At 61.8% G+C, this 24,067-nt stretch carries 30 protein-coding genes and 3 pseudogenes; 23 read left to right on the forward strand and 10 right to left on the reverse strand.

What is annotated here, in order from left to right; translation table 11 throughout:
• The first annotated feature begins 2 nt into the window (after window positions 1–2).
• The 3 genes from KHP60_RS19870 (at window position 3) to KHP60_RS19880 (ending at window position 3,309) form a co-directional block, all read left to right on the forward strand.
• Window positions 3–1,310, forward strand: coding sequence for a protein kinase domain-containing protein (locus tag KHP60_RS19870; protein WP_213566042.1), 1,308 nt, complete (start codon window positions 3–5; stop codon window positions 1,308–1,310).
• A gap of 323 nt (window positions 1,311–1,633) precedes the next feature.
• A complete protein-coding gene (locus KHP60_RS19875; RefSeq protein WP_213566043.1) occupies window positions 1,634–2,716 on the forward strand; it encodes a metallophosphoesterase in 1,083 nt (360 codons plus the stop codon).
• 356 nt (window positions 2,717–3,072) lie between these two features.
• Window positions 3,073–3,309 carry a hypothetical protein gene (locus KHP60_RS19880; RefSeq protein WP_213566044.1) on the forward strand — a complete coding sequence of 79 codons (237 nt, stop codon included), beginning with the start codon at window positions 3,073–3,075 and terminating at the stop codon, window positions 3,307–3,309.
• 37 nt (window positions 3,310–3,346) lie between these two features.
• Here KHP60_RS19880 and KHP60_RS19885 read toward each other — a convergent pair whose 3' ends face one another.
• Window positions 3,347–4,345 carry an alpha/beta fold hydrolase gene (locus tag KHP60_RS19885; RefSeq protein ID WP_213566095.1) on the reverse strand — a complete coding sequence of 333 codons (999 nt, stop codon included), beginning with the start codon at window positions 4,343–4,345 and terminating at the stop codon, window positions 3,347–3,349.
• 329 nt (window positions 4,346–4,674) lie between these two features.
• On the opposite strand from KHP60_RS19885, the gene KHP60_RS19890 reads away from it, so the two are divergent.
• From KHP60_RS19890 to KHP60_RS19920, 7 genes are all read left to right on the forward strand, one after another.
• A complete protein-coding gene (locus KHP60_RS19890; RefSeq protein WP_213566045.1) occupies window positions 4,675–5,064 on the forward strand; it encodes a response regulator in 390 nt (129 codons plus the stop codon).
• 9 nt (window positions 5,065–5,073) lie between these two features.
• Entirely contained in the window at window positions 5,074–5,421 is a 348-nt protein-coding gene (locus KHP60_RS19895; RefSeq protein WP_213566046.1) for a response regulator, read from the forward strand.
• A 430-nt stretch (window positions 5,422–5,851) separates the two neighbouring features.
• Window positions 5,852–6,061, forward strand: a complete 210-nt coding sequence (locus tag KHP60_RS19900; protein WP_036369095.1) for a cold-shock protein — start codon at window positions 5,852–5,854, stop codon at window positions 6,059–6,061.
• 121 nt (window positions 6,062–6,182) lie between these two features.
• On the forward strand, window positions 6,183–6,374 hold the full coding sequence (locus tag KHP60_RS19905; protein WP_213566047.1) for a hypothetical protein: 192 nt from the start codon (window positions 6,183–6,185) through the stop codon (window positions 6,372–6,374).
• Window positions 6,371–6,748 carry a DUF6481 family protein gene (locus KHP60_RS19910; RefSeq protein WP_213566048.1) on the forward strand — a complete coding sequence of 126 codons (378 nt, stop codon included), beginning with the start codon at window positions 6,371–6,373 and terminating at the stop codon, window positions 6,746–6,748. The genes KHP60_RS19905 and KHP60_RS19910 overlap by 4 nt, the downstream gene beginning before the upstream one ends.
• A 67-nt stretch (window positions 6,749–6,815) precedes the next feature.
• Window positions 6,816–7,964 (forward strand): histidine kinase dimerization/phosphoacceptor domain -containing protein, encoded by a 1,149-nt coding sequence (locus KHP60_RS19915; protein ID WP_213566049.1) that lies wholly within the window; start codon window positions 6,816–6,818, stop codon window positions 7,962–7,964.
• Window positions 7,965–8,064: 100 nt separating this feature from the next.
• On the forward strand, window positions 8,065–8,472 hold the full coding sequence (locus tag KHP60_RS19920) for a response regulator (protein WP_311925213.1): 408 nt from the start codon (window positions 8,065–8,067) through the stop codon (window positions 8,470–8,472).
• Between the two features lie 57 nt (window positions 8,473–8,529).
• Here KHP60_RS19920 and KHP60_RS19925 read toward each other — a convergent pair.
• Window positions 8,530–8,733 (reverse strand): annotated as a pseudogene (locus tag KHP60_RS19925) (PRC-barrel domain containing protein); the annotation flags it as partial.
• A gap of 443 nt (window positions 8,734–9,176) precedes the next feature.
• Here KHP60_RS19925 and KHP60_RS19930 point away from each other — a divergent pair.
• Window positions 9,177–9,398 (forward strand): DUF2934 domain-containing protein, encoded by a 222-nt coding sequence (locus KHP60_RS19930; RefSeq protein ID WP_213566050.1) that lies wholly within the window; start codon window positions 9,177–9,179, stop codon window positions 9,396–9,398.
• A gap of 219 nt (window positions 9,399–9,617) precedes the next feature.
• Window positions 9,618–9,845: pseudogene (locus tag KHP60_RS19935) on the forward strand (IS6 family transposase); the annotation flags it as partial.
• A gap of 319 nt (window positions 9,846–10,164) precedes the next feature.
• Here the strand turns inward: KHP60_RS19935 and KHP60_RS19940 are convergent.
• Window positions 10,165–11,019: an NAD(P)-dependent oxidoreductase gene (locus KHP60_RS19940; protein ID WP_213566051.1), complete on the reverse strand. Its 855-nt coding sequence runs from the start codon at window positions 11,017–11,019 to the stop codon at window positions 10,165–10,167.
• A 133-nt stretch (window positions 11,020–11,152) separates the two neighbouring features.
• Here KHP60_RS19940 and KHP60_RS19945 point away from each other — a divergent pair, with 133 nt between their 5' ends.
• The 3 genes from KHP60_RS19945 (at window position 11,153) to KHP60_RS19955 (ending at window position 12,996) form a co-directional block, all read left to right on the forward strand.
• The gene (locus KHP60_RS19945) at window positions 11,153–11,770 is read left to right on the forward strand and encodes a TetR/AcrR family transcriptional regulator (protein WP_213566052.1); all 618 of its coding nucleotides are present in this window, start codon (window positions 11,153–11,155) and stop codon (window positions 11,768–11,770) included.
• An 89-nt stretch (window positions 11,771–11,859) separates the two neighbouring features.
• Window positions 11,860–12,552 carry an NnrU family protein gene (locus tag KHP60_RS19950; protein ID WP_213566053.1) on the forward strand — a complete coding sequence of 231 codons (693 nt, stop codon included), beginning with the start codon at window positions 11,860–11,862 and terminating at the stop codon, window positions 12,550–12,552.
• Window positions 12,553–12,555: 3 nt separating this feature from the next.
• Complete coding sequence (locus tag KHP60_RS19955) at window positions 12,556–12,996, forward strand: NUDIX hydrolase (protein WP_213566054.1); 441 nt, start codon at window positions 12,556–12,558, stop codon at window positions 12,994–12,996.
• Between the two features lie 316 nt (window positions 12,997–13,312).
• On the opposite strand, the gene KHP60_RS19960 is transcribed toward KHP60_RS19955, so the two are convergent.
• Window positions 13,313–13,786 carry a VOC family protein gene (locus tag KHP60_RS19960; protein ID WP_213566055.1) on the reverse strand — a complete coding sequence of 158 codons (474 nt, stop codon included), beginning with the start codon at window positions 13,784–13,786 and terminating at the stop codon, window positions 13,313–13,315.
• A gap of 99 nt (window positions 13,787–13,885) precedes the next feature.
• Here KHP60_RS19960 and KHP60_RS19965 point away from each other — a divergent pair, with 99 nt between their 5' ends.
• Genes KHP60_RS19965 through KHP60_RS19980 form a run of 4 tightly spaced genes read left to right on the forward strand, consistent with a single transcriptional unit; the run spans window position 13,886 to window position 15,785 of the window.
• The gene (locus KHP60_RS19965; protein WP_213566056.1) at window positions 13,886–14,206 is read left to right on the forward strand and encodes a helix-turn-helix transcriptional regulator; all 321 of its coding nucleotides are present in this window, start codon (window positions 13,886–13,888) and stop codon (window positions 14,204–14,206) included.
• On the forward strand, window positions 14,203–14,628 hold the full coding sequence (locus KHP60_RS19970) for an SRPBCC domain-containing protein (protein ID WP_213566057.1): 426 nt from the start codon (window positions 14,203–14,205) through the stop codon (window positions 14,626–14,628). The genes KHP60_RS19965 and KHP60_RS19970 overlap by 4 nt, the downstream gene beginning before the upstream one ends.
• Before the next feature lie 46 nt (window positions 14,629–14,674).
• Window positions 14,675–15,349 (forward strand): glutathione S-transferase family protein, encoded by a 675-nt coding sequence (locus KHP60_RS19975; protein ID WP_213566058.1) that lies wholly within the window; start codon window positions 14,675–14,677, stop codon window positions 15,347–15,349.
• A gap of 1 nt (window position 15,350) precedes the next feature.
• The gene (locus KHP60_RS19980) at window positions 15,351–15,785 is read left to right on the forward strand and encodes a nuclear transport factor 2 family protein (RefSeq protein WP_213566059.1); all 435 of its coding nucleotides are present in this window, start codon (window positions 15,351–15,353) and stop codon (window positions 15,783–15,785) included.
• A gap of 213 nt (window positions 15,786–15,998) precedes the next feature.
• On the opposite strand, the gene KHP60_RS19985 is transcribed toward KHP60_RS19980, so the two are convergent.
• From KHP60_RS19985 to KHP60_RS20000, 4 genes and pseudogenes are all read right to left on the reverse strand, one after another.
• Window positions 15,999–16,427 carry a VOC family protein gene (locus KHP60_RS19985; protein WP_213566060.1) on the reverse strand — a complete coding sequence of 143 codons (429 nt, stop codon included), beginning with the start codon at window positions 16,425–16,427 and terminating at the stop codon, window positions 15,999–16,001.
• A 279-nt stretch (window positions 16,428–16,706) separates the two neighbouring features.
• Window positions 16,707–18,695 (reverse strand): alpha-glucosidase, encoded by a 1,989-nt coding sequence (locus tag KHP60_RS19990; RefSeq protein ID WP_213566061.1) that lies wholly within the window; start codon window positions 18,693–18,695, stop codon window positions 16,707–16,709.
• A gap of 282 nt (window positions 18,696–18,977) precedes the next feature.
• Window positions 18,978–19,330, reverse strand: a pseudogene (gene irr, locus KHP60_RS19995) (Fur family transcriptional regulator Irr); the annotation flags it as partial.
• 155 nt (window positions 19,331–19,485) lie between these two features.
• Window positions 19,486–20,013 (reverse strand): AAA family ATPase, encoded by a 528-nt coding sequence (locus KHP60_RS20000; RefSeq protein WP_213566062.1) that lies wholly within the window; start codon window positions 20,011–20,013, stop codon window positions 19,486–19,488.
• A 94-nt stretch (window positions 20,014–20,107) separates the two neighbouring features.
• On the opposite strand from KHP60_RS20000, the gene KHP60_RS20005 reads away from it, so the two are divergent.
• From KHP60_RS20005 to KHP60_RS20015, 3 genes are all read left to right on the forward strand, one after another.
• A complete protein-coding gene (locus KHP60_RS20005) occupies window positions 20,108–20,278 on the forward strand; it encodes a hypothetical protein (RefSeq protein WP_213566063.1) in 171 nt (56 codons plus the stop codon).
• Window positions 20,279–20,341: 63 nt separating this feature from the next.
• A complete protein-coding gene (locus KHP60_RS25725; RefSeq protein ID WP_213566064.1) occupies window positions 20,342–21,253 on the forward strand; it encodes a M23 family metallopeptidase in 912 nt (303 codons plus the stop codon).
• A gap of 34 nt (window positions 21,254–21,287) precedes the next feature.
• Window positions 21,288–22,205: an alpha/beta fold hydrolase gene (locus KHP60_RS20015; RefSeq protein ID WP_213566065.1), complete on the forward strand. Its 918-nt coding sequence runs from the start codon at window positions 21,288–21,290 to the stop codon at window positions 22,203–22,205.
• Between the two features lie 280 nt (window positions 22,206–22,485).
• On the opposite strand, the gene KHP60_RS20020 is transcribed toward KHP60_RS20015, so the two are convergent.
• Window positions 22,486–22,875: a hypothetical protein gene (locus KHP60_RS20020; RefSeq protein WP_213566066.1), complete on the reverse strand. Its 390-nt coding sequence runs from the start codon at window positions 22,873–22,875 to the stop codon at window positions 22,486–22,488.
• Window positions 22,876–23,129: 254 nt separating this feature from the next.
• Between KHP60_RS20020 and KHP60_RS20025 the strand changes: the two genes are divergently transcribed.
• Complete coding sequence (locus tag KHP60_RS20025; protein WP_213566067.1) at window positions 23,130–23,585, forward strand: nuclear transport factor 2 family protein; 456 nt, start codon at window positions 23,130–23,132, stop codon at window positions 23,583–23,585.
• A gap of 40 nt (window positions 23,586–23,625) precedes the next feature.
• On the opposite strand, the gene KHP60_RS20030 is transcribed toward KHP60_RS20025, so the two are convergent.
• Entirely contained in the window at window positions 23,626–24,051 is a 426-nt protein-coding gene (locus KHP60_RS20030) for a hypothetical protein (protein ID WP_213566068.1), read from the reverse strand.
• Window positions 24,052–24,067: the final 16 nt, after the last annotated feature.

A 24,067-nucleotide genomic window follows, 5' to 3' on the forward strand; every position in this document is an offset into this window, starting at 1 on the left:
CCATGGCCAAGAAGCTGAAGGTCGGTGATCGGATCCGGCATTACCGTGTCACGAAGGTCTTCGGGCCGGGCATGATGGCGATCTCCTATGGGGCCGAGGGACCGACAGGAGAGAAGGTCTTTCTGAAGCAGTACAAGTCTCCCGCTCCGACGGTTGTCTGGTACAAGGCCTTCGTCGCCTACCAGAACGAGCTCGGAGCCCGCGTCCGGAATGGGCGGGCGGCTCAGTTCGCAGTGCGCCAAGTGGAAGCGTTCGAAGAGGTCTGGGGCGGACCCTGCTACTTCCAGGCCTATGAGTTCGTCGAGAACGGCGCCGACCTACAGCAAATGCTTGATGAGGAGCGGGAACAGCATCGCCGCACCAAGGTGGCAGCCACCAACAACCCCGCCGTCTGGGCGCGTCACGTCACCTGGGCCAAGGTCTTCATGACCGGAATGGCGGCGCTGCATGAGTCCAAGATCGTCCACGCCGATCTGAAGCCCGCGAATGCGTATCTGATCCAGGATCCGACGATCAGTTCCGGCTACCAGCTCAAGCTGATCGACATGGACTTCTCGCTCCTGGCTGACCGCCGTGCGCCCTGGCACGGTCACCAGGGATACGTGGGCACCGACAACTACCGCTCTCCCGAACACATGACGCGGGGTGCTGTGCCCGGCCTCGCCTCGGATGTCTTTACCTGTGGGCTGATGCTCTACGAGCTTCTCGCCGGCTATCATCCCTATTGGACCGAGGACCAGGCCGAGTATGCGAAGCTCGTCCAGAGCCACGCCGCGAAACCTCCGGCATTGGCCGGGTTGATGCCGTTACCGGCGAGCAATGCCGAGGTTAGCGCTTTCCTGCACCGCTGCCTCGCACCGGACCCCGCCGCGAGACCGACGGCTGCAGAACTGCGGGCTGTTTTGAGCGGGCGGGGCGCAGGGTCACCCGCCACCAAAGAAGGTTCGACAGCGGCAACGGGCGACGGCGCTCCGCGAGCTGCCGCCGAGTTGATCCTTTCTGACAGAATCGAACTGCTGGGCCCGGACGGACGCTCACTGAAGATCGGAGTCAGGACGGAACTCGGAAAAATCCTGGTGCGGCAGTTCGGGCCGGACAGCGAGTTCTGGGACAACCGCCAATGTGTTCTTGAACGCCATTCTGGCAACCAATGGGTGCTATCGCCCGTCGCCGGCACAACCAACGAAACTCTCGTGAACGGTACGGCACTGACGGCTCCTCGCCCGCTCAGGCAGGGTGACCGGATTTCGGTCGGACGCCAAGCCAAGGGCATCGTCAAGATGCCGCTCACGGCGCGGGCGCTGAAATGAACCTGCCCGACGGACCTGAAGCACCTGAGCCTGATCCCTCCTGCGAGGAGCCGAAGACGTCAGAGGTAACTTCAACAACGGCGGGTGGGCCCAAGGATGAACCTGATCCGCAGACTCCCGCCCAAACTCCTGAGACTCTTGCGCCGGATGCACTGGCCCCAGATCCTCCTGCCCCAGATGCTCTTATCCCGGGCGTCGAAGGTGCATCGGATGCTGCTCCCTTCCCACCATTGATCGGTGAGTCTCCGCCTGACACGGGCAGCCCACCTTCAGACCCACCTCCTCCTGCTGCTATGGTGCAAGACGTCTTACAGGTTGTGGAGGTGGACAGCCTAGATTGGCAGGCTGTCCGCAATGCGGTCAACCCGTCCTCCATCCGCTCCAACATGCGGTCGATAGTGGAGCGCATGGAGGCGTTGCTCGATAGAGCTGACGGGCCTGGCCTGCTGTTCGACAACGACCGGGCCGATCCTGCCGATCAGGTGATCCAGGTCTCCGCTGTGGATGCCGCAAGCCCGCTGTGGATCGTCGGCGACCTGCACGGCGATCTTCTGGCGCTTGAAGCCACATTGGCGGCCATGCATGATCCGGCCCGGCAACCCGATGGGGGCCAGCCCCGGATCGTATTTCTGGGCGATCTCTTCGATGATGAAGGTTTCGGGCTCGAAGTCCTTCTCCGCGTGTTCGAGCTGATCGTGGAGGCGCCGGATCGCATGTGTCTCATAGCCGGCAACCACGATGAGGCGCTGTCCTATGACGGCGTACGGTTTGCTTCGAGCGTGGCTCCGTCAGACTTTGTGGACTTCCTCAACGCCAACCTTACGCACGAATGGATCGAACGAGCTGGCAAGCTGGCTGTGCGGCTGTTCGCGCGCGCCCCGCGCGCGCTCTTCTTCCCCGACGGTCTGCTCCTTGCTCATGGAGGCTTTCCGCTGGTGGACCTGCATCCGCGGCTTGCCGAGACGGGTGAATGGAACGATCCGTTGTGCCTGTCGGATTTCGTGTGGACCAGGGCGCATCCGAAAGCCCGCAAGAAGCTCCCGAACCGCTTCTCGCGGGGCAGCCAGTTCGGGTATGAGGACTTCGCCGCTTTCTGTTCCCTGAGCGCCAGTTTGGGACGGCCGGTCACTCACATGGTGCGCGGCCACGATCATGTGGAAGAGAGATACGCCGCCTATCCAACCTATCGGGCTCATCCGGTTCTGACGACCGTAGCGCTCTCCCGCCGATTGAGCCGTGAGAGCTTCGGCCCCTACGAGCGCGTTCCCACCATGGCGCAATTCGTCGAAGGTGGGCTCCCCCGAGTGTATCGGCTGCACATTCCTGCGGACATCATCCGTGAGGTCTATCCGGAGCCCGATTCCGGCAGCCCTGAGAGTGAAACAATCCAGGACTCCCATCGATGACCGGCGTAATCCTGCGTTGCCCGAACTGCGGCACTTCAAAGACGGCTCCAGGCGAATGCGATGCATGCCACGAGGCGCAAGTCCGCTACTACTGCACGAACCATAAGCCCGGGCGCTGGCTGGATACGTCCGCGTGTCCGCAGTGCGGCGCGAAGTTCGGTGACCCAGTTCGTCCGCCAGCAAAGCCTATTCCGCCTGCCGCTCCTGCTCGGCTGCGGGCGACAGTCACCTCCCCTACGCCCACGAGAGCCGATCCTTCGCCACTACCACCTAGGCCGAGTGCCGAACCCTGGGGCCGCAGAGAACGGGGGAAATCTCCTGCCCTGGAGGTTGAAGCAGGCGACGAGCGCGCCTCAGTGCGCGACTTCCGTACGGCAAGGATGCTGGAAATCCTCCGGGCCGCTGCGCGGACTGGCCGTAAGTCCGGGGGAGTAGCTTACACCCCTTCGGAAGCTCCAGCGGCGGGGGCGGCACTCGGCGGCTGTCTGATGCGCTTCGTGATCCTCGCGATGTTCCTGCTGCTCGTCTTTTTTCTGATGCTTTCACTTGTCGGCGGGTCGCTGTTGCAGATGTTTGGAGGTTATTACCTCTGAAGCCGCGAGTACCCGGGCACAGGACTTGCTAGTGTGTTCAGACTTTGGACTGTTGCGTCAAACGATCGATCTCCCGAATGATGGCATCTGGAGCCAGGTGATGGACCATGTGGCCAAGTCCAGGGAGCGCGATGAACTCGCTCTGTGGCAGCTCCCGATGCAGGCGCTCCGATTGACGGCCGACATCCGCAATTTGATCGTCGGCACCTGTGATGATCGTGATCGGCATCTGGAGCTCGCTGTAGTGATGCTGGAGCTCCATCACTGACGGAGGCATAAGGGCTGCGTCCTCCGCCGCGGCGCGAAGCTGCGACGGACGCAGCATCATCTCCTTCGGGAATAGGCGATCAAACCGCTCCGGGACCTCCGCTGGCGCAAACATCTGTTTGATCAGGCCCGGCAGCATCGCGCGGGCGATCAGGGGAGAGATGGTGTGGCGCATCGCGTCGCCGATCACGGGAACAGCCGGCGGGGAGAACAGAAACGTGTCGGCCCGCAAGGTCGGGTAGTAGTACCCTGAGGCAAGCACGAGGCTGCGAACCAGCGCCGGATATTCCAGGGCAAGGGCCACCGCGACCAGGGTGCCCCAGGAGTGCCCTAGGATGACTGCTTGTTCAACGCCGAGCTGCTTCAAGGCACGCCGGAAGAGCTTCGCGTGGGCCCGTGGGGTCCAGAGCTGGCGAGGTCTGCTGCTGTAGCCATAACCAGGACGATCAATCACGATCACCCTGTAGCGGGACGCCAGCCGGTCCACGAGACCGCTGACGGTAAAGTCCTGGATCATGGTGCCGTTGCCATGGATCAGCACGACAGGCTCGCCTTGGCCGCGCTCGATGTAGTGCAGGCGCACGCCATCAACATCGAGAAACCGGCCCATCGGCGGCGTCTTGCGCTCGGCAGTTCCGGCTTTCTGCCGGTTGTACAGAACGGCGGCGCCCAGTGCTGCGGCTGAGCCCGCCAGAACGGGCGCAAGCCAACGCCAGTGGCTCGCATGAGAGCTCTGCTTGGGACGAGGTGTACCGCCCGACCTTGCCATCGTCCGCCCATGCCGCTGGGTGTTTGGCCGCTGCGGTTCTGTGGAACGAAGCACGGCCCTGGTCGGGTTGCGCGAGCTTGTCTCGTCTCTCGTCTCAGTGCGGGACATGCTGGCTCTCCATGTGGGCCGATCGGGGAGAACGCCCCAGACGCCAGTCGGTTGCTGCAGCGCACAAAGTCGTTCGCTCAAAGGCGGAGAGCTGGTTTAGGCGATTCCGGTAGAGCGTGTTACAGAGAGGCTCGCCGTCTGGGAAACGCTCCCGGACTGGCCTCTTGGCGCTTCGATGGTCGTCCCGCCCGGACACTTCAATTTGCGCCAGGATTACCCTTATGTCCGAATACCCCCAGAACCGCTGTCTTGTTCTCCTCGTGGAGGATGAAGCTCTTGTAGCCATGAACCTCCAGGACGACCTGAAGGAGGCTGGCTACGCCGTCGTCGGGCCGTTCGACACCTGTGCAGCCGCTTTGGCTTGGCTTGAGCGTGAAACGCCAGATCTTGCTGTGCTCGATACCGTACTGAAGGATGGCACCTGTCGGGATCTTGCCGCGGAACTCGCCCGGCGGGGCGTGGGCTTCGTGCTTTGGTCGGGCCATCTGCAGGACAAGCAAGCCCTGAAGGAGTTTACAGACGCTGTCTGGGTCGAAAAGCCATCCACACATACGGCCCTTCTCCATGCTCTCGCGGGCCTCAGGATCTTACCGAACCGGCGGCAGGCATAGGTGGGTGCGATGAACATTCTGGTTGTTGAGGACGATCCCTTCATCCGCGATATGGCCGTGACTGAGCTGGAGGAAGCGGGTCATGAGGTCATGGAAGCTGCCAGTGGGGGACAGGCCCTCCGGCTTTTGCAGACCGGCATTGCCGTCGATGCCCTGCTGACGGACATTCGCATGCCTGAGGCTAATGGCTGGGAAGTGGCCAGAGCGTACCGCCAGCGCTTCCCGGATCTCCCAGTCGTGTACGTGACCGGGTATGCGGAGCAGTTGCAGCCTGTGCCCGGAGGGATCGTCATCTCGAAGCCCTACAGGATGGCCCAGTTGGTGGACCTTCTGAACGCCTTGCGTGGTGAAGGGTGAGCACCCTACCGGACCCAGGTGGGGTCCGGAGCACTTCCAGTGCCAGGCCGATCCGTGGCCACGTCATGTGTCCTTCTGGCGGAACGGGACTTATATCAATTCACCATCGATTGGATTGAGCGTAGCTGTTCCTATCAGTATTGCAGCACTTTCCGCTCCCGCATTTCACATCTAAAACTACGTCTTAACTAGGATAGCGATAATTTAGTCGCACACAAATGGCAGCATCATCCAGTACTTGCTATTTTTCATGAAGTGTTCTATATAAATATTATCGGATTTTGGCCGGACAATCGGGTCGTTTCGCTTTTGGTCTTTCCAGGCGCACGTTCGGACTTTCTCTCCATTACATCGACGAACCGAGTTGAGGCCGCGCTTCTGCGCGCTCTCCCCTCACGTGCATCTGCAAAAACCGCGAAAGGTTACCCCCATGATTACGGGCACAGTAAAGTTCTACAACGACATGAAGGGCTTCGGTTTCATCCAGCCCAACGACGGCAGCAAGGACGTGTTCGTTCACGCCACCGCTCTGGAGCGCGCCGGCATGCGCAACCTCGTTGAGGGCCAGAAGGTTGCCTTCGACACGGCCGAAGACCGCCGCTCCGGCAAGATCGCCGTCAACAACATCGAGACGGCATAAAGCCAGTCTCTTCGGTGCAAGCTAGTCTGCACTGAGCCATCGAGGCCGCTCCCCCCGGGAGCGGCCTTTTTGTTTGCCCTCATAGGGCTGCTGCTGCGCAGTCACACGCTGGAGAACCAAGATGTTTCACAGGTATAAGATCCGTCAGATGGTGCGCCTCGTCCGTGCGCCGATTGCGGACAGCCGCGCCAGCGGCAGCGGCATCTACGAGGTCGTGCGCCTCATGCCGGCTGATGAGACGGGCGAAGTCTCATACCGGATCAAATCGGGTGTGACGGAGCGTGCCGTCCGAGAGTATGAGATCAGAGCATGAATGGTTTCCGAGACAAGGGATTTGGCGACCGGCTAAGCACGGCGCAGAATGCCCGCAAGGCGACGCTGGAGCGCGTCCGAGCAAAGCCCGGTGCGGATGATCCCGCCGTTGCCGAGCGCCGAGCAGCGCGCCAGGCTGTCAGCACGGCGCGTGAGGCACGGCTGGCCGAACGCGAGGCTGCCAAGATCGCCCAGCAGATCCGCGAGACCGCAGAGCGCGAGGCGCAGCAAACGGCCGAACAGGAGCAGCGCCTTGCTCAGGAAGCCAACGAGGCTGTAGAGAGCGCGGAGAGCGCCCAGCGTCAGGTTGCTCTGGAAGCCGAGCAAAAGGCAGCCCGCGATGCCCGCTATGCCGCCCGAAAGGCGCGCAAGTGAGCTGAGCCGGGATATCGGCTGAACACCTCAAGTCCCCTTATTGCATTCACATACTACCGGGTTGGTCATGAACGAGTTTCAGGAGAACAAGGTGGACACCGCCGAACGAACTGTGTCTGAGCGTCACATCGAAGCCGTTCGGCAGCAAGGCGGCCTGTTCGTCGAGGCTGTCCGCCGCACCCGCATGCCCATGCTCGTGACCGACGCCACCCTGCCCGGCAATCCGATTGTTTTTGCTAACCAGTCCTTCGTCAAACTGTCGGGCTACAGCATGGACGAGCTGCTCGGACAGGACCCACACTTCATGAATGGCGAAGGCACCGACCCTGAGGCCATCCGCCATTATGAGGCGGCGACCATGGAGGGGCGGGACGAGACGCTGGAAATCCTCCAGTACCGCAAGGACGGCACCCCGTTTCGGGCGATGCTGTTCGCCAGTCCCATTGATGACGGCCAGGGCACCGTCACCAATCACTTTCTCTCCTACCTCGACATCACCCGGCGCTACGATGCCGAAGAGGACCTTCGTGCGCTGACCGCGGAACTGGAAGCCCGTGTGGCCGCCAGAACCCGGGAGCTGGAAGCTGCCACCGTCAGGCTGTCGGCTCTGGTCTCCGAGAGGGAGATGCTGCTGGTCGAGGTCAACCACCGGGCCAAGAACAGCCTTGCCATAGCAGCGTCTCTCCTCGCCATCCAGGGCCGACGGCAGCCGGATCCGGCCGTCAGGGCTCTGTTCGAGGAGGCTCAGGAGCGTCTCAACGCTATGGCGCGGGTGCACGACCTCTTGAGCAAGTCGGAAAAGGCTCAACAGGTCGATGTCTCCGTGTACGTGGCGGATCTGTGCGAGGCGTTAAGACCGATCACGGAAAACGACGACCGCATCCGACTTGAGGCGAAGATGGAGGATGCGATCCTGGTGGACGCCGACACGGCGGTGCCGCTCGGCATCGTGCTGACCGAACTGATCACCAACGCCGTCAAATATGCTTTCCCGGCACCACGGTCCGGGACGATCCTCGTCCGGGCGCGCCGCAGCCAGCCGGGATGGGTTGAACTGATCGTCCAGGACGATGGGATCGGGATGTCGAGCCTGCGGGAAGGATCGCTCGGCTATGGCCTTGTTCGGTCGCTCGTTCAGCAGATCAGGGGTGAGATCGATATTCGGAATGACGCTGGGCTCGTGGTGACGCTCTCGTTCCCGGAAGCGGCCCAATAGGCCGCAGAACACAATCCATATGGCGCAACAGGTGGTGACGCGGATTGAAGCCGTGGGTCGCGCCGGGCGACTATGATCTTGCCCTTAGGAACGAAGAGGATTGATCGCTATTCCATTCGACATGCCTGAGAAGAAATCAGACATTCGCGCGCTCATTCTCGTTGTCGAGGACGAAGCTCTCGTCCGCATGATGCTGGTGGACGTGCTGGATGATGCCGGTTTCAAGGTCATGGAGGCTGCTCACGCGGACGAGGCGCTCCGTATTCTAGCGGCTGTTCCGGACGTCCAGGTGGTCGTCACGGACGTGGAGATGCCACGCGGGAGCATCAACGGCTTCGAGCTGGCCCGCAGAGTGCGGGATGATCGACAGGATATCGGTGTCGTGATCGCATCCGGACGCGTGGCCCCCGCACCCGGGGACTTGCCAGAGGGCGCCTATTTCGTCGAAAAGCCCGTTCGTCCTGAAAAACTGCTTGAGCTCATCCGAGCGCTGCGCCGTGAGGGCTGAGAGCGCCACGAACGAGCGCTCGTGGCACTGAAGCGTCGGCGCAAGCCTGTGCCTTTGTTATGGCCGGCCCGCAAAGAGCGCGTCGTTCCGGGTGCGCCATGCCTCATTCGACAGCCACTTATAGTCCTGGTCGGGCATGAGCGGGATGGTCTTCACCTTCGCCTCGGGCATGGGAAGGAAGAAGCTGTCGCGCTCCTGTGAGACCTTGAGGGACCGGATCGGCACGACGATGCTGTCCTTGCCAGGGGTAAAGAACCCTCCTGGGCTTTTGCAGGATGGCTTCCTCGAGTTTGGCATCGGCGATCTGGCAGTCGGCCATCGCTTGCGTGACACCGAGCATGCTGAGGAGAGTAACGGTAAGGAGAATTCGTGCCGGCTTCATATTTCATCCGTTCTAGGGAAAAGGCAGGTTGCCAGATAAAAGCCGTCCGCTGCTGCCCGCGATACGAACCTGGAATAATGAACGGCGCCGCGATGCCGTTGCGAATACCCGTAATTATTAAACATGAATACTTAAGCAAAACGAGTACCTATCGGCGCTGACGATGCCATTCAAGAAGCATTGTCGATGAATTATGCACACTTGAACCCAGAATAATACCTAAAAATCTCATAGCTATTATTGATAATATACGGTAAACACCATTAATAAGGCATCATTCGGAACGCATGCTTTTGGAAGAGTACGCAGGAAGGACTGTAATATGGAACAGCATGCTAATGAGACACGGGACCGGGTAAGACAGCGCGCCTTCGAGCTTTGGGAGCAACACGGTCGGCTTGAAGGTCATGAGGCGGAGTTCTGGCATCAGGCGGAGCGTGAGCTAAAGGGTGAAGCGAGCAGTAGCGACACCAGCAGAGGCGTCACCGCGAACGCTCCCTCCGCCAGGAGCGGCTCCGGATCGGATGGCCCAGGAAAGGCGTGACTTCTGGAGAAGTGGCAGGCTAGGGTTGATAACCCGTCCTCATAGGTCGCCAGTCATGGAACTAAGGCTCTGAGTTCCCAGTCGTCCCAAGGATCGGATTTGATGCCGTGGGAAGAAGTTGAACGGGGCACATTGAGCACCTGCTGAAAGGGATCCGTCGCAAACTTTCTGTTTCAGAGTTTCAGCTACTGTTCCCCGGGTTCAGGGACGGAGGGTCGCGTGTTCAAGGGCAGACATTTTGATCGATCTGTGATCCTGCTCTGTGTGCGGTGGTATCTCGCTTACAATCTCAGCCTCCGAAACTTGGAGGAGATGATGGCCGAGCGCGGCATCGGCGTTGATCATGCCACCGTGCATCGCTGGGTTGTCCGCTACTCGCCCGAACTGCTTGAGCGCTTCAACCGCCGAAAGCGAGCTGTCACTAAGAGGTGGCACGTGGACGAGACGTTGTATTTGATGGGTGTTGCGGGTCATTCCCACAGCATGAGGCCGGGATAGCTCGAACGAGACGTAAGACGGAAGTCTGCGATGTAGATAGTGCACCCGGCCTCACCACGCGCCCCAGCTGAGATTGGACGGTATCAAAGGTCATCCCACGACGGGTAAGCCTGCATTGACAAGGTTGATCAGCGCAAGGGGCATNTCAGATCCAAACGGCCGTTGGTGTCAGCGGCTTGGTCAATCACGATCTCTGACGCCGTGTCTCCTCGCCCAGAGCCATGACGACCTCAGGCCACCCTTCACGGACACTGTGCAGACGCGGAGCCTAGCCACTCTCCTGCCGAAGCTTGCGGTTTGAGATCCGGAGCGACCGGCTCAATGCCTGTGCGACCGAGCCCATCATGGATTCAAGCCACGTCGGAGGCAGCCTGGGGGAAGGCACACCGAGCGCCGCCGCCAGAGCGTCCACGTACGCCCGGTGTGTGACGGGCTCATCATCCACGACATTGTAAACACCGGCAGGCACCCCGAGCACCGCAATGACCGCTGCGGCGGCATCATCGTGCGAGATCGATGAGATGTAGGCCTCGGGCTTCCCCGGGAGAGGCGCCCATCTCTTGCGAACCCACCGGATCAGATCTCTCACTTGCAGGGCATCCGGGCCATAGAAGGCGGAGAAGCGCAGCGCGACACCGCGACCGCCAGCATCCGTGAAACGCCGAGCCGCCGCTTCGGCATCCATGACGGTCCTGTTGTAGGCGGCCGGGGCAAGAGGCGTCGTCTCGTCAATCCAGCGATCACCGCTATCCGGGTAGGCCGGAGCAAAGGACTCCTGCACGAACACGCTCGCGCCACCGGACAGCGCCGCATCGACCAAGATGTGGGAGGCCACCTTCCGGATCCGGTCGTTCTCCCGCCAAGCACTGCGGAACAGCATCGTGGTGGTTGAGGTCGGCATGTGGGTGGCCAGGTTGACCACGGCATCGTGGCCGGCCACTGCCCGCCGCAGCCCCTCGACATCGAACAGGTCAACGGCGACAGGTTCAGCTCCAGCCTGCCGCAGAGCCTCATATTTGGCAGCGGTGCGGCCGACCGCCGTCACCTGGTGCCCTCGCGTGCTCAACTCATGAACCACGCGGCGACCAATCACACCGGTTGCTCCGGTCAGGAAGATGCGCATGGAACCTTCCCTTGAGTTCTAGCTGGGAATTCGGGCGACCCACCCAGTTGAAGTTACCCGTTTTTGATATTAGAATCTATTATCTAATTAGCTCAGCCCACCTGGAAGCTCAGAGCGCGGAGGTGATTCAGCAGTGCCCCGCCCAGCCAAGTTTACGCCCGACGCCATCTTAAAGGCGGCTTCAGAGATCGTCGCCGTCCGCGGGCCGGGTGCGACCACCATGGGTGAGATCGCCGCGAAGGTTGGTGCGCCGAGCGGATCCCTCTATCACCGCTTCCAGTCGCGAGACGAGCTCCTCGGCCGGCTCTGGCTTCAGAAAGCAACTTTCTTTCAGAATGCGTTCGCGCGGGCTCTCGACGAAGTCGATCCTCGCACGGCTGCAGTCGAGGCAGCCCTGTCGTTGCCGCGTACTGTGAGGGCTGACTTCGCGGGAGCCCGCATCATGCTCCTGCATCGGCGCGAGGACTTCATGAGCGGCGGCTGGCCCAAGCCGATGCAGGACGAAGCAGAGCGTCTCGGTCAGCAGGTTCGCGACGTCATGAATGAGTTTACGTCCCGGCTGTTCGACAGCAATACCAAAGCGGCAAGGCTGACGACGCACTTTGCGATCCTCGACGTGCCGTTCGCGGCGGTCCGCCGCTACGTCGGCGCCAATGAGGTTCCGCCCCAGGAGGTGGATCGCCTCATTGCTGCGGCCGTCAATGCGATCCTTGACCAACACGCAGCGGGGGTACGCAAACAGGGAGGCTGACATGAACCCTAGACCACATGGCTCGGGCGCTGTGGCCGGAACCTGGCACGATGGCTGCTGCGCCTTATTGATCATGCGGATGCGGTGACATGCTGAATCTGGCTGCTGCCGCATTGACCTTCTTCGCTCTTCACCGGATCGTCTCCGGGAGCTCTGTCCGTGACCACATCGTAGGTTTGATCGGCGAAAGGCCGTTCCGACGGGTGTTCGCGCTCGCGTCCTTGGCTTGCCTGATTTGGCTGTGGCTCGGATTTCTATCAGCTCGCAACAGCCCTTGGAACGGGGTGCTATTTGCCCCACATGCGGCCCTCGTAATTTTGCAACTTCCCCTGCAGCTCCTGGCTATCCTGCTCATTGTTGCGGGCGTAACAACTCGCAACCCGACCATTGCGGGGATGGGTGCGGCGGTCTCTGATCGCGGGATCGTGCGGGGTGTGCTGCGGATTTCGAGGCATCCCTTCCTTTGGGGCATAGCCCTTTTTGCGGTCGGCCACATGCTCGTAGTTCCCAACGTCGCCGCGTGGGGATTTTTCGGGGCGCTGCTCGTGCTTGCGTTGACAGGCACGCTGAGCATCGACGCGAAGCGGCATCGGGCGCACGGCGACGACTGGACAGTGTTCGCCGCAGCAACCTCCAACCTTCCTTTTCAAGCGATCGCGACCGGACGCCAACGCCTCAAGCTTAGAGAGATCGGCTGGCGGCGGCCGCTGCTCGCCGTCACCCTCTACGGGCTTCTAGTACTCGCACATCCGTACCTCTTCGGTGTCTCGGCGGTGCCTTAGCCCATGCATGAAGGACTTCCCAGCGCCAAGAATGAACAGGGAGCGGCACTGGTCGGGGCGCTGATCGTGCGCGACGGGATGCTGCTGCTCGGCCGACGAAGCGCCGAGAAGGCCATCTGTCCCGACACATGGGATGTCATCGGCGGCCACGTTGAAGCGGGAGAAACGTTCGAGGACGCGTTGTTGCGGGAAGTGGAGGAGGAGATTGGAATCCGGCCGCTTGGTTACGACAAGCACTCTCGCCACCCATTGCCGCAGGGCGGCGTGCTCGTGCTGTTACAAATCGTCAACTGGGCAGGCGGCGAACCACGGCTACGGAACGATGAGCATGTTGAATTGAGGTGGTTCCCAATTCATGCCGCTTGCACGATGACCCATCTCGCCGCACCGGAGTACGTTTCAATCTTTCGCTCGCTCGAGGTCACAACATGCGTTCCACCGTAGCGGTCAGGGGACTGTCAGCTCGGGCGGACGAGGCCACCCGGCTCACCTCTGTTCGAAATCGATGAAGGTTACGCATGAGTATATGGAAATGAACTGGCAAGACGTGGCGCCATGAGGGCTTGCTCGTCACTCCGACATCGCGCCGTCAAAGCCAATCAGGAGAGCATAAGGATTTGTGGGTCACCCAACTGTGGATCAGCTTCATACGCAGGCCATCTCGACACGTTTACCTGCCCGTCAGTCAGAGCTGTCCCACGAAACTTCATGTTCTCCAAACCGAAGATGGCGGCGTTCTTGCTGCCATCTTCGATGGATCTCAGCCGCGCCGAGCAGCTTCGATCGCGGCCACATCGATCTTCTTCATGGTCATCATCACATCGAACGCGCGCTTGGCCTCTGCCCCACCTGCCGCCATCGCCTCGGTCAGCACGCGCGGCGTGATCTGCCAGGACACGCCCCACCTGTCCTTGCACCACCCGCACTCGCTCTCTTGGCCGCCGTTCCCGACAATGGCATCCCAGTATCGATCCGTCTCCTCCTGGTCGTCCGTGGCGATCTGGAATGAGAAGGCTTCGTTGTGCGTGAACGCATGTCCTCCGTTGAGGCCAATGCAGGCAACCCCCGCAACCGTGAACTCAACCACCAGCACGTCGCCCTCTTTGCCGGATGGGAAGTCCCCGGGCGCACGATGCACGGCCCCGACCGCGCTATCCGGAAACGTCTCGGCATAGAAGTGGGCGGCAGCCTCGGCGTCCTTGTCGTACCACAGGCAGATCGTGTTCTTGGCCATTGCGTGTTCCCTTTTCCTGATGAGGCCAGCTCTTGACCTTCCATCACTCCTGCGAATGATGCGGCGGAACACTTTACCACTTAGCGAAGTTTTGTCATCATGTCGCTCGATCAGACTTACGCTGCGCTATCGGACCCATCCCGACGCGCCATGCTGCAAAGGCTCGCGCAAACCCCGGAGTTGTCCATCTCTGAGCTTGCCGCGCCCCTGCCCATCGCCCTTCCGACGGTGATGAAGCATCTCGATGTTCTCTCCAGGGCCGGTCTGATCCAGCGCCACAAGACCGGGCGAACCGTCATGGTGTCGCTCGCCCCGCAAGCCATGGATGAGGCAAGAGCGTGGTTGGAGCGTACCTCTGCCTTCTGGTCGGAGCGGCTCGACCGTCTCGCCAGCCTCGTTGAGAAGCAGGAGAACCGATGACGAGCCTGACCCTCATCCGCCGGATCAAGGCCCCGCCGGAAGCCGTGTTTGCGGCCTTTGTTGATCCCGAGACCATCGCGCTCTGGTGGGGACCTGATCAAGGGCCGGTGCTCCTGGCCGAAGTTGATCCTCGCCTGGGCGGTCGTTTCCATGTTCGGTTCCGGATGGAGGATGGGACCGAGCACGGTAGCACGGGTATCTTCGAGGAGTACGATCCACCGCATCGTCTTGCAATGAGTTGGACTTGGGATTCGGACCCGGGAGAGACCTCCCGGGTGGAGGTTTCGTTGCAGGCGGTCGAGGACGGGACCGAACTGGTTTTCGTTCATGCCCGCCTGCCGGATCAGGCCTCGCGTGACAGCCATGAGCAGGGCTGGAATGGCGCTCTTGACAAGCTTGAGGCTGTTTTCGCGAGAGGTTGATGGCCCCTGATCCGATGGAGAGACCAATGTGCTGGAGGATATTCCCTTGATCACAATCACTGCCATGAAGTGGGTGCCACCCTTCGCAGCCGGAAGCGTCCGCGATCATCGCGGACGCTGGATCCTGAACGAGGTGGGATGGGCCTATCAGGTGCGCCTGGTCGATGCGCCGACACTGGCTTCGGCCGAATACCGCACCCTCCAGCCCTTTGGTCAGGTGCCGATCATGGAAGAGGACGGGCGCCCCACGCTGTTCGAGTCAGGCGCCATTGTGCTCGACGTGGCGACCCGTTCGGGCAAACTGCTCCCCAGTGATCCCAACCAACGAGCCGAGACGATCATGTGGGTCATCGCGGCGCTCAACTCCATCGAGCCTTTCCTCATGAACCTTGCCGAGGTCGAGTTCTTCATGTCGGACGAGACGGAGAAGAGCTTGCGGCGCCCGGCAGTGCTGGCTGCCGCAAAGAAGCGCCTAGGAGAGCTCCAGGATGCTCTGGGTGGGCGCCAGTGGCTTGTGGGCGACAGCTTTACCGTTGGTGGCCTGATGATGTCCTCGGTGCTCAAGATCGCCTCGTCGCTCAAGGTTCTCGAGGATTTCCCTGCCTTGGTGGCCTATCAGGCCCGGTGCTTCGAGCGTCCGGCCTACCGCAAGGCGATCGATGATCAATGCGCGACGATTGCCCGGCACAGGATGGAAGACATGCGATACGAGGAGGCTTGATATGAGTGATGATGAGGGGCGGATCCTGCAAGTCTTGCGAGACCAGGAAACCGCGATCGGGCGAGGCGATGCCGAGGCAGCGATCTCGGCCCTGGCCGATGACGTCGTGACCTATGACCTCCCGCCGCCACTTGAGTATCGTGGTGCAGGCACGCCTGCGGTGGAGGGACTCCCGGAATGGTTCACGACCTGGCAGGACGGTGTTACGGTTGAGTTGAAAGATCCACAGGTTGTTAAGGATGGAGACCTCGCCGTCGTTTTCGGCCTGGCGCGAATGCGAGGGATCAAGAAGGATGTTGGCTCGCTCGACCAATGGCACCGTCGCACGATCGTGCTTCGCCGTCGCGATGGCATCTGGAAGATCAGCCACGAGCATAGCTCGTTCCCGATGCGAATGGACGGAAGCGGAATTGCCGCAACAGATCTGGTACTGTGAAACGCACGCAGGTTGGCGGCTGATCGATCTCAACCGACAGAGTTCATGATGCGAGGGCAGCGCCTGAACTGACGGCGGCTTGAGTCTACTCTGGGTCGCTATCTGGAGCTCCCCTGCCCTTCGTGGATGACGGCTTAGGCCAGGCGAGCAGGCTCATGATCTACGTCGCTCACGTGCCAAAGACCCGAAGCCTGCTGTCCAGTCGCAGCGTCGTTAGAAGGTGACTCGCACGGAAGCAGCGCTGCGGTCTGATGGACCATGATAAACAGCCTCGATGTTGTTCCCGTCAGGATCGAGCACAAACGCGGCGTAGTACCCGGGATGGTATGGGCGCTCACCCGGCGCGCCGTTGTCCTGCCCGCCGTTTGCGAGGCCAGCCCGGTAGAAGGCTTCAACCATTGCACGATCACGAGCTTGGAAAGCAAGGTGATGGCGGCCTGTCAGCTTGCCCTGAGCGGCCTCGCTGTCGGCGGACGACACAAAAAGCTCGTCACACCAGAAATAGTCCTCGGCAGCGCCACCAAGCGGAAGACCCAGCGCCTGAAGAACCGCCTCATAGAACCGGCGACTGGCCGACAGGTCTCTGACCACGAGTTGAATATGATCAATCAGGCGGCCACGATGAAGTTCTTGGGCTTCCATGCCTCTCCTCCGGACGAGATCTCTCAATGAGCATTCCATCCAGCACGCGATCGATCAAGAGACTCGCCTGACCATCGGGAACGCCCGTGATCCTCTCTCAAGCTGACATTCGGTCTACTTTCGGGATGTGCCTGAAGCGGCCCTTCCACACTCTGAGAAAGATCAGCTCTGTCAGTTGAGAACATTGGCACCTCTGAGCCCGCCGAAGATTTCATTCGCCGACTCTGCTCCCTTGCGCAGGAACACCGCAGGCCTGCCTAGCGGCGCGGGTACCCGAGTCTATTCGCCGGCCCTGCCCGCATCGGCACCCGTCCCGAGATCAACCCACGCGGCACCGTCCGGCCAGTAGACCTCCACCGATCTGGCGCCCTTGTCCACGACCGGCGCGATCATGAGGTCAGGGCCAAGCAGATACTGGTAGCGCAGGCCATACGTGTTGCGGTCATCGGGATAGTGGAGGAAGAGGTGACGGGTCAGCGGATAGCCGTGCGCCGCAGCCGCCGCCACATGGCGCTTGCGATAAGCCGCCAGTCCCTTGTAGACCCTGGCGAAGCGGGCTGTGTGCGCCAGGAGTTCAGGGCTTGAGTCGAACTGGGCCGAGATGGCTGGAACGAGCCCCTCATGAGTGCGCAGGACGGCCGTGAAGGCATTCAATTCCGTCCACCGCATCATGAGCTCTGGCGTGCGTGCGATGATCGGGATCTCCCGACCAGCAACATCAAGCTTGAAGGCGCTGTAGCCGCCGGTATCGCTGTGGATCAGGCTGGCTCCTGATATGCCGCCAGACAGCATGCCCACAACCGCGGTCTTGATGCCGTCGTATTCGCTCCAGTTCTGGATCTGGTCGCCAAGCCAGACGAGCGTTGCCGCCCCTGGGCTTTGCGTGAAGCCGGATCGGTCGAAGAATACGATGTCGTCGCCTCGGCCTGCCTCCTCGATCGCCTCTCGGGCGACCCGGGCCCATTCCTCGGCGTAGCGGTTGTGCCAGATCATCGGATCATCGCCATCGTGGAGCTTGCCGTCGAAGGGCAGCGCCTCACCGAAATCGTTCATCCAGCCGGAGGCACCCGCCTTCTCGATCATCTCGGTCTTCATCACGCCCTTGATCCAGGTGCGAGCCTCTGGGTTGCTGAGGTCGACCAGTGCCGCGGAGAAGGTGGTGTTCCGGTTGAGGAACGGCGTCCCGTCCGCCTTCCTGACGAGATTGCCCTTGGCGAGGGCCTCGGTGTAGAGGCTGTTATGCCCCTCCTCCGTCGACAGGAAGGGGTTGATGTAGGTCAGCATCCGGGCGCCCTGACTCTCCAGGTCCGTCACGAGCTGCTTCCAGCCGGGATAGTAGCTCTCGTCGAGTTGCCAGTTCCACCAGAGTTGCCGGCCGGTGGCGGTGACGCGCACGCCGGGCCAATCCTGGAGCCAGACGCCGGCGAGCGGGATGCCGGCCTTGTTCGCCGTGTCGATCTTGTGGCGCACCACCTCTGTGCCACCCTGGGTTCCGAGGATGAGACCCTCATGGATCCAGTCGGGCAGGACTCGCCTGCGGCCGGAGTATTCGGTGAAGGCCTCGATCAGCTTGAGCGGTGTCCTGCCGTAAAGGATGCGCCCCGTCATGGCCGCCGACCAGACCTTGATGTCGATCCGGTCGGGGCGGCGCATGTCGAAGGTGCTGTACTCGGTGTTCTCCAGGAACAATGAGCGCAGGCGGCTCGTCAGGTAATGGGGCACAGGGGCTTCGGTCACGAAGGGTGTGCCGCCGCCACGATTGGCCAAGTGGTCGATAATCTCGGTGATGACGGATTGGCCACGCCCGACGCCGTGCTCCTGCACCAGGATGGGCAGGACGAAGCCCTTCTGGTTGAAGTAGGTGAGCTGCTGGCCGAAGCCGAAGATGGGTTCGTCGGCCACCGATCCGGCAACGAGGCGGATGCGATTTACGTCTGCCGCATCCACGGTGATGACGAAGCGCAGGTGGGAGGTCGACACCGCTTCGAAAGTCAGCTTGTACATGATGGTTCTGGCGCCGTCGCTGAGCTTTCCCGTCCCCACCGCCGCGTTGCCGTCGACCACGATGGTCTCGATGGTCGACTGTCCGAAGGAGGCCGAGACAGTATCGGTGACCTCGAACGAGCCCTCCGGCGTGCCGAACTCGCGGATGTCCGCGGTGGCGATCTCGGCGGTGAGGAAGTTGCCCTCGGCTATGGTGTCCCAGATGACCCGGTCCGGTACGGCCCGATGCGCAACCTGCAAGCCCGTCGCTGTCCGGGCAAGCATGAAGTCGCCGACCCAGTGCGTTTGCGTCGCCGGGCCGCGGATTGCCCCGAGGCCCCATGGGGCAAGGACGTCGCGGCAAGCGCACCGGCCCCGACGGTCAGGAAATCACGACGCTTCATCCAGAATCCCGATCCAGTCCGCGGGAATGGCACTCTCGCACGGGTCCGACGCTCGAGGAATGACCCCATTGGGCTAGGCCGCGAACGCCACGGATCACGCGTGACGACCGGTGGCGGCTCCGTCATCAGGCGGGAGGAACGAACCAGGTTCCGATGCTGGCCGCTATCTCACCTTCCGCAACCGCACCAGCACCTCGACCTGGGCGATCTCCATGCCGGCTGGCGGCGGGGGCAGGTTTGTCACCGTCAGGCCTTCGGACGGCATGTCGATCACCCTGCCCTCCTCTGGAAGTAGTAGTGATGATGCTCGGTGGTGTTGATGTCGAAGTGGGACTTGGACCCGTCGACGGCGAGCTCGCGCAGCAGGCCCGCTTGGGTAAACTGGCGCAGGGTGTTGTACACGGTGGCCGAGGACAGCGGAATGCGGGCCGTCGTGGCCTCGGCATAGAGTTCGTCCGCCGTGACGTGACGATGTCCCTTGCCGAACAGCAGCCACCCCAGGCAGACACGCTGCCGGGCCAGGCCCGGGAAAGGAAACGCCGTCGTCGCTAGGCATCAACGGGACCTCACAGTTTAGAACGGATCAAAACTGTGTATCTTTATAGTCTTGCATGCTCGATGAACCCGCGCAACCTGGGAGCCGCCAAGGTGCCCTTTGCGATGTGGGCTGTTCAATCCTGTCCGAACTCGCTGAGAATGCGTTCGACCACCTCGTCCACGGACATGTCGGAGGTATCCACCCACAGGCCGAGCCTCGGCGTCTCCCGCTCCAGCGCCGATGCCAGGACCGACGGTGGAAAGTGCTCGCCGTAGCCCGTCTTGGCCCGATCCTGGTCCCGTTGGGCGAGAACCTCGGGTTTGGGAGCCAGCACGATGATCGCCGGGGAACGATGATGCAGGCGATCGGCGACTTCTTGGAGAGCTGGGCCGATCAGGATATCCTGGTAGACAACGGAAAACCCCGCATCCAGGTAACCCTCCGCCACCTCGCAGGCGAGTCGATGGCGCAGAGCAAGCTGCCGAGCCGCCTCCGGCGACAGCTCCGGCCCCATGGCCGCGGCGCCGTTCACGATCATCTTGCGGAAGACGTCACCGCGAAGATGCACGGACCTGTCCAGCCGCCGTGCCAGTCTCTCAGCGATCGTGGACTTTCCGGCCGCCATCGCGCCCGTGATGATGAGAAGACGAGAAGAGGCCATGGGCCACCATAGGCCCCGGGCATGGGATGGGCCAAGCACCGAAGTACTTCCCGTCTGCCATCATTTTGTCAATCCGGCCCGGCAGCGTCCGGCCATGAAGAGAGACGCTGTTACAGGTTACGGCATCATGATCGGCATTGCGCTCGGCGTGCTGGTCGGGATGGCCACGGACAACCTGCCGCTCTGGATCGTGGTGGGGATTGCGCTCGGTGTCGCCGTGGATGCAGGCGTGAGCCGAAGCCGCACGAGGCGGGACCGGGAATAACGCGTCCCACGGTAGGGCGCGGACCGTGCCCATGAACGTCATGCAATCTGAATGAGAGATACCGTGTCCAGGCAGTTTCTCCTCATCCTTGCCCTCTCGCTTGTGTGTCTTGTCCTGCCACTCTCCTACACGGTCTCGCTGTGGCACACACGCCAAAAAAGCCGCCTAGGCTGGGTCATGAGGCTGCTCACGGCGGGCGCCATTGTCCTATTAATCCTGCTCGTCGGTCGCTGGGACATGCTCGGGTACTACACCCGGTTCCTGATCGGCGGGCTGTTCGCCTTGGCTGCGATCGTGTCCTGGCAGCGCCACCGCGGGCTGCCAATGACAGCCCCGGGAGATCGCCCCTACTGGCGACGCCATGGCATCGATGCGCTCGTGCTCGTTTTCCTCGGTGTCATGCTGGCCCGCATCGCGATGGGCTCCCTTGCTTCGCGCGAGGCCATTGCCTTGGGATTTCCGCTGCGGGACGGCTGGTTCATGGTCGGACAGGGCGGAGACAGTACGCTGATCAACTACCACAACAGCCACGCCGCACAGCGCTTCGCCTTGGACCTGTCAGGGATCAATCGCTTGGGGTTTCGGGCCAATGGCATCCTGCCGGCCGAACTAGACCGCTATGAGATCTTCGGGAAGCCGGTGGTCAGTCCCTGCGATGGCACAGTCCGTGCCGCGCGGGACGGGATTGCCGACCTGACGCCGCCGCAGCGGGACCGGGAGAACGTCACCGGCAACCATGTCATGATCGCGTGCGCCATGGTCGACGTGGAACTCGCGCATCTCAAGCAGGGGAGTGTTGCCGTTGAGACGGGCGATGCCGTGTCCTTCGGTCAGGTCATTGGTGCGGTCGGCAACTCCGGCAACACGACGGAGCCGCACCTTCACATCCATGCGGTGAACAGGGACTCCGGCGAGGCCGTTCCGATGACGTTCCGTGAGCGCTTTCTCGTCCGCAATGCCGCTGTCGCGCCTTGAGCCTAACGTCAGGATGGAAGGAAGGAGAACGGGAATGCGTGGCAAGCTGATCCGTGCAGGGGAGGTCACGCTCTGGCTGGAGGAGATCGGCCCGCCGGGCGGAGACGTGGTGCTTCTCGTGGCCGGAGCCAACGGGTCCGCCTTCATGTGGCCGGATGGGTTCGTCGCATTGTTGGCGGACAAGGGCTATCGGGTCATCCGCTATGATCATCGCGATACCGGTCGCTCGACCCGGCGTCCGTTCGACGAGCATCCCTACGGGATCGAAGACCTTGCCCGTGATGCAGTGGCCATCCTGGATGCCTGCAGCGTCGGGCGTGCTCACGTGGTGGGCCTTTCCATGGGCGGAACGATTGGCCAGGTGCTCGCTCTCGACCATCTCGAGCGGCTGTCGTCGCTCACGCTCATGCTGACGACCGGCCTCGACGTGGACTTTGCCGGCAACTATCTGCGAGCCATGCGCGGAGAGCCACCTGTCGGATCGCTGCCCACGCCGCGGCCTGACGTGGTTGCCGAACTCGGCCGCATGTTCACGCCCGGAGCTACGCTTGAAGACGAGCTTCAGCGCCGGGTGGAGCAATGGCGTGTGCTGGCCGGTGACGTGCTGCCGTTCGACCCGGACGAGTTTCGCCGGATCGAAGCCGCCGCTATTGAGCATACGGGGTCGCTGGTGCCGTCAACCGCTCACGCACGGATCAGGCCCGTGCCGACCAAGCGAGGCGAGGAACTGCGTCGGGTCAGGACCCCGGCCCTGGTCATCCAGGGCAGGGAGGATCCGCTGAACCCACCGCCGCATGGCCGTCATCTCGCCAACCTGATCCCAGGAGCGACGCTGGTGGAGATTCCCGGGTTGGGACATGCGCTTCCGAGCGTTGCCCACGAGCGGATTGCCAAGGTCATCCTTGGGCATATGCGTCAACACCCAACCCGGGTGATCGACCCGGAAAACTGATCGACGGCGCGGGTTGCCGGCTATCCCTCCTCCCGACACCGAGATCCTCGAAGGTTCCTATGCCGGCTGGTTCCATGTCGGCCCGTCGGCCTGACGTTGGATCAGTCCGACGCGCTTGCGCGGGTCCATTACCCGAAAGGTCACGGTCCCTCGCTATCTTACGCTGGCGGGCTCCCGAGAGATCCTGCGCGACACGAACAATCCGGAACGCCGCTCTATTTGCTTGGGTCGACCCGGTGATGCCAGCAACCGATCCGGCCGAACGGCGGCGGATCCTGGATCAGCAGTCCACCCGGCCGGTCTTGTCGAAGCGTACCCGTCCCTTGCAATCCCCCAATGGCACCTTGAAGGTAAAATCGCTGACCGCCTCCGGCTGCACAGCATCCAGCACGCACTCGGCCAGCGTGACGTTCGGGTGGAACACAATCGAATACCCAGCCGCACAGGCAACCCCGCTAGAGTGCCGATCCCTTTGGTGGTTCGGGTACGCGATGGCCCGTTCACTCAGGATGCAGCCTGTCGGCACCCGCCTACTGAGCTTTGGTCCATCACATTCGATGGACGTCCGCTCTTGGGATGCACCCTGAATAACGGCCGAAAAGCTATAGGATTCGTCACAGGCAGAACTGGCCGCCACCGCCCCAACGAAGCCAAGCAACACCTGTCGCATGGGATCCTCCCGCGTTGTGCGGAATGAACGACCAGAGTCCAATGGCGGATGGACGTGATCGTCGGGAATTCTACTCCGATCAGGGTCTGGGACAATCGTCTTCCGGAACTGCTTTGTGGTCCTTGCTGCCGAATGCCGAACTGATCCAAGTCAGGCGTCTCCTGGGTATGATACCAATGTACCCCATCATGGTCTGATGGATGCCTTGGATCGGGTGTAAAGTGCCTTGTGGGCTGGCATCGGAGGAGGCTCACATGTGGACAGGTTCACGCGCCACGGTCGCGGCAGTTCTCATGATCTTCGCTGGTTCGGCTCAGGCCGGAACCGAAGATGAGGTGAAGGCACAGTTCAGCAAGTTCGTTGCCGCTCAGAACGCCCATGACCTGAAGGCCGTTAGCGACATGCTGCTCGACAGCCCCCAGTTTCTCTGGATTACTCGGGGAGCGCCGATCTGGGGCCGTGAGGCCGCTCTCAAGCGGTTCGAGGTGTTGTATCAGGGCACATGGTCTCTCGATCCCAAGACGGACGAGCTCAAGGTGTTCGAGCTCCAGCCGGGAGTGGCCCAACTCTACGTCCCGATCACCTTCATGATCGCTCCGGCTGGTCAGACGGCCCAGCCTGCCCGCTTCCTCATGACCCAGCTCTTGGTCAAAACGCCTGGAGGCTGGAAGATATCGAGTGTTCTGCCGATTCCGGTGCCGATGCAGTGATCTGGCTTGCCTCGCGGACACGTGAGTTCGGAAGGACGCTTTATGGGACGCCCAAACGACCTCTACACCACGAGCGCTTGAACTCGATCCGAATGCCACGGAAGCTGTGTGGCGCGTCAGCAGCGACCTCAATGGCGTGTAGCCGCTGTGGGGGCAGGCGCAGAGCCCGTGGTAGCGACGGATTGGTCGGGGTTCCGCCCGATGGAGGAAACGCGTTCCCGTCCGCGTCGAAGTTTCGATAGTTTGGCCGGGCCAGCACGACCATGATGCTCGGCCAGCGGTCATAATGCAGGTTCTCGCGCTCGCCAGGCTCGACGGCAACCTCCAGCACCCGCACTGCGTCTTCCTCGAAGAGAAGGCGATGATTGGCCGGGGCTGTGGCCAGCGCATCCAGGTTCGGCGGCCATTCCGCTTCGTAATGCTCAGATATGCGGCTTTCCAGGAAGAGGCAGACACATGATGTCATCAACGGCATCGTGGGG

The sequence above is a fragment of the Microvirga sp. 3-52 genome (assembly GCF_018383585.1).
Classification (GTDB): domain Bacteria; phylum Pseudomonadota; class Alphaproteobacteria; order Rhizobiales; family Beijerinckiaceae; genus Microvirga.

What these genes read in the sequence shown, in the direction of transcription:
- KHP60_RS19990 (WP_213566061.1), bottom strand. Translation starts at nt 18,695, where the DNA reads ATGCTTGCCCGGACAGCGACGGGCTTGCAGGTTGCGCATCGGGCCGTA.
- KHP60_RS19905 (WP_213566047.1), top strand. Translation starts at nt 6,183, where the DNA reads ATGTTTCACAGGTATAAGATCCGTCAGATGGTGCGCCTCGTCCGTGCG.
- KHP60_RS19980 (WP_213566059.1), top strand. Translation starts at nt 15,351, where the DNA reads ATGAGTGATGATGAGGGGCGGATCCTGCAAGTCTTGCGAGACCAGGAA.
- KHP60_RS19885 (WP_213566095.1), bottom strand. Translation starts at nt 4,345, where the DNA reads ATGGCAAGGTCGGGCGGTACACCTCGTCCCAAGCAGAGCTCTCATGCG.
- KHP60_RS19940 (WP_213566051.1), bottom strand. Translation starts at nt 11,019, where the DNA reads ATGCGCATCTTCCTGACCGGAGCAACCGGTGTGATTGGTCGCCGCGTG.
- KHP60_RS19960 (WP_213566055.1), bottom strand. Translation starts at nt 13,786, where the DNA reads ATGGCCAAGAACACGATCTGCCTGTGGTACGACAAGGACGCCGAGGCT.
- KHP60_RS19970 (WP_213566057.1), top strand. Translation starts at nt 14,203, where the DNA reads ATGACGAGCCTGACCCTCATCCGCCGGATCAAGGCCCCGCCGGAAGCC.
- KHP60_RS19890 (WP_213566045.1), top strand. Translation starts at nt 4,675, where the DNA reads ATGTCCGAATACCCCCAGAACCGCTGTCTTGTTCTCCTCGTGGAGGAT.
- KHP60_RS19950 (WP_213566053.1), top strand. Translation starts at nt 11,860, where the DNA reads ATGCTGAATCTGGCTGCTGCCGCATTGACCTTCTTCGCTCTTCACCGG.
- KHP60_RS20000 (WP_213566062.1), bottom strand. Translation starts at nt 20,013, where the DNA reads ATGGCCTCTTCTCGTCTTCTCATCATCACGGGCGCGATGGCGGCCGGA.
- KHP60_RS20025 (WP_213566067.1), top strand. Translation starts at nt 23,130, where the DNA reads ATGTGGACAGGTTCACGCGCCACGGTCGCGGCAGTTCTCATGATCTTC.
- KHP60_RS19955 (WP_213566054.1), top strand. Translation starts at nt 12,556, where the DNA reads ATGCATGAAGGACTTCCCAGCGCCAAGAATGAACAGGGAGCGGCACTG.
- KHP60_RS20005 (WP_213566063.1), top strand. Translation starts at nt 20,108, where the DNA reads ATGAAGAGAGACGCTGTTACAGGTTACGGCATCATGATCGGCATTGCG.
- KHP60_RS20020 (WP_213566066.1), bottom strand. Translation starts at nt 22,875, where the DNA reads ATGCGACAGGTGTTGCTTGGCTTCGTTGGGGCGGTGGCGGCCAGTTCT.
- KHP60_RS19915 (WP_213566049.1), top strand. Translation starts at nt 6,816, where the DNA reads ATGAACGAGTTTCAGGAGAACAAGGTGGACACCGCCGAACGAACTGTG.
- KHP60_RS19900 (WP_036369095.1), top strand. Translation starts at nt 5,852, where the DNA reads ATGATTACGGGCACAGTAAAGTTCTACAACGACATGAAGGGCTTCGGT.
- KHP60_RS19985 (WP_213566060.1), bottom strand. Translation starts at nt 16,427, where the DNA reads ATGGAAGCCCAAGAACTTCATCGTGGCCGCCTGATTGATCATATTCAA.
- KHP60_RS19965 (WP_213566056.1), top strand. Translation starts at nt 13,886, where the DNA reads ATGTCGCTCGATCAGACTTACGCTGCGCTATCGGACCCATCCCGACGC.
- KHP60_RS19870 (WP_213566042.1), top strand. Translation starts at nt 3, where the DNA reads ATGGCCAAGAAGCTGAAGGTCGGTGATCGGATCCGGCATTACCGTGTC.
- KHP60_RS19930 (WP_213566050.1), top strand. Translation starts at nt 9,177, where the DNA reads ATGGAACAGCATGCTAATGAGACACGGGACCGGGTAAGACAGCGCGCC.
- KHP60_RS19910 (WP_213566048.1), top strand. Translation starts at nt 6,371, where the DNA reads ATGAATGGTTTCCGAGACAAGGGATTTGGCGACCGGCTAAGCACGGCG.
- KHP60_RS20030 (WP_213566068.1), bottom strand. Translation starts at nt 24,051, where the DNA reads ATGACATCATGTGTCTGCCTCTTCCTGGAAAGCCGCATATCTGAGCAT.
- KHP60_RS19895 (WP_213566046.1), top strand. Translation starts at nt 5,074, where the DNA reads ATGAACATTCTGGTTGTTGAGGACGATCCCTTCATCCGCGATATGGCC.
- KHP60_RS20015 (WP_213566065.1), top strand. Translation starts at nt 21,288, where the DNA reads ATGCGTGGCAAGCTGATCCGTGCAGGGGAGGTCACGCTCTGGCTGGAG.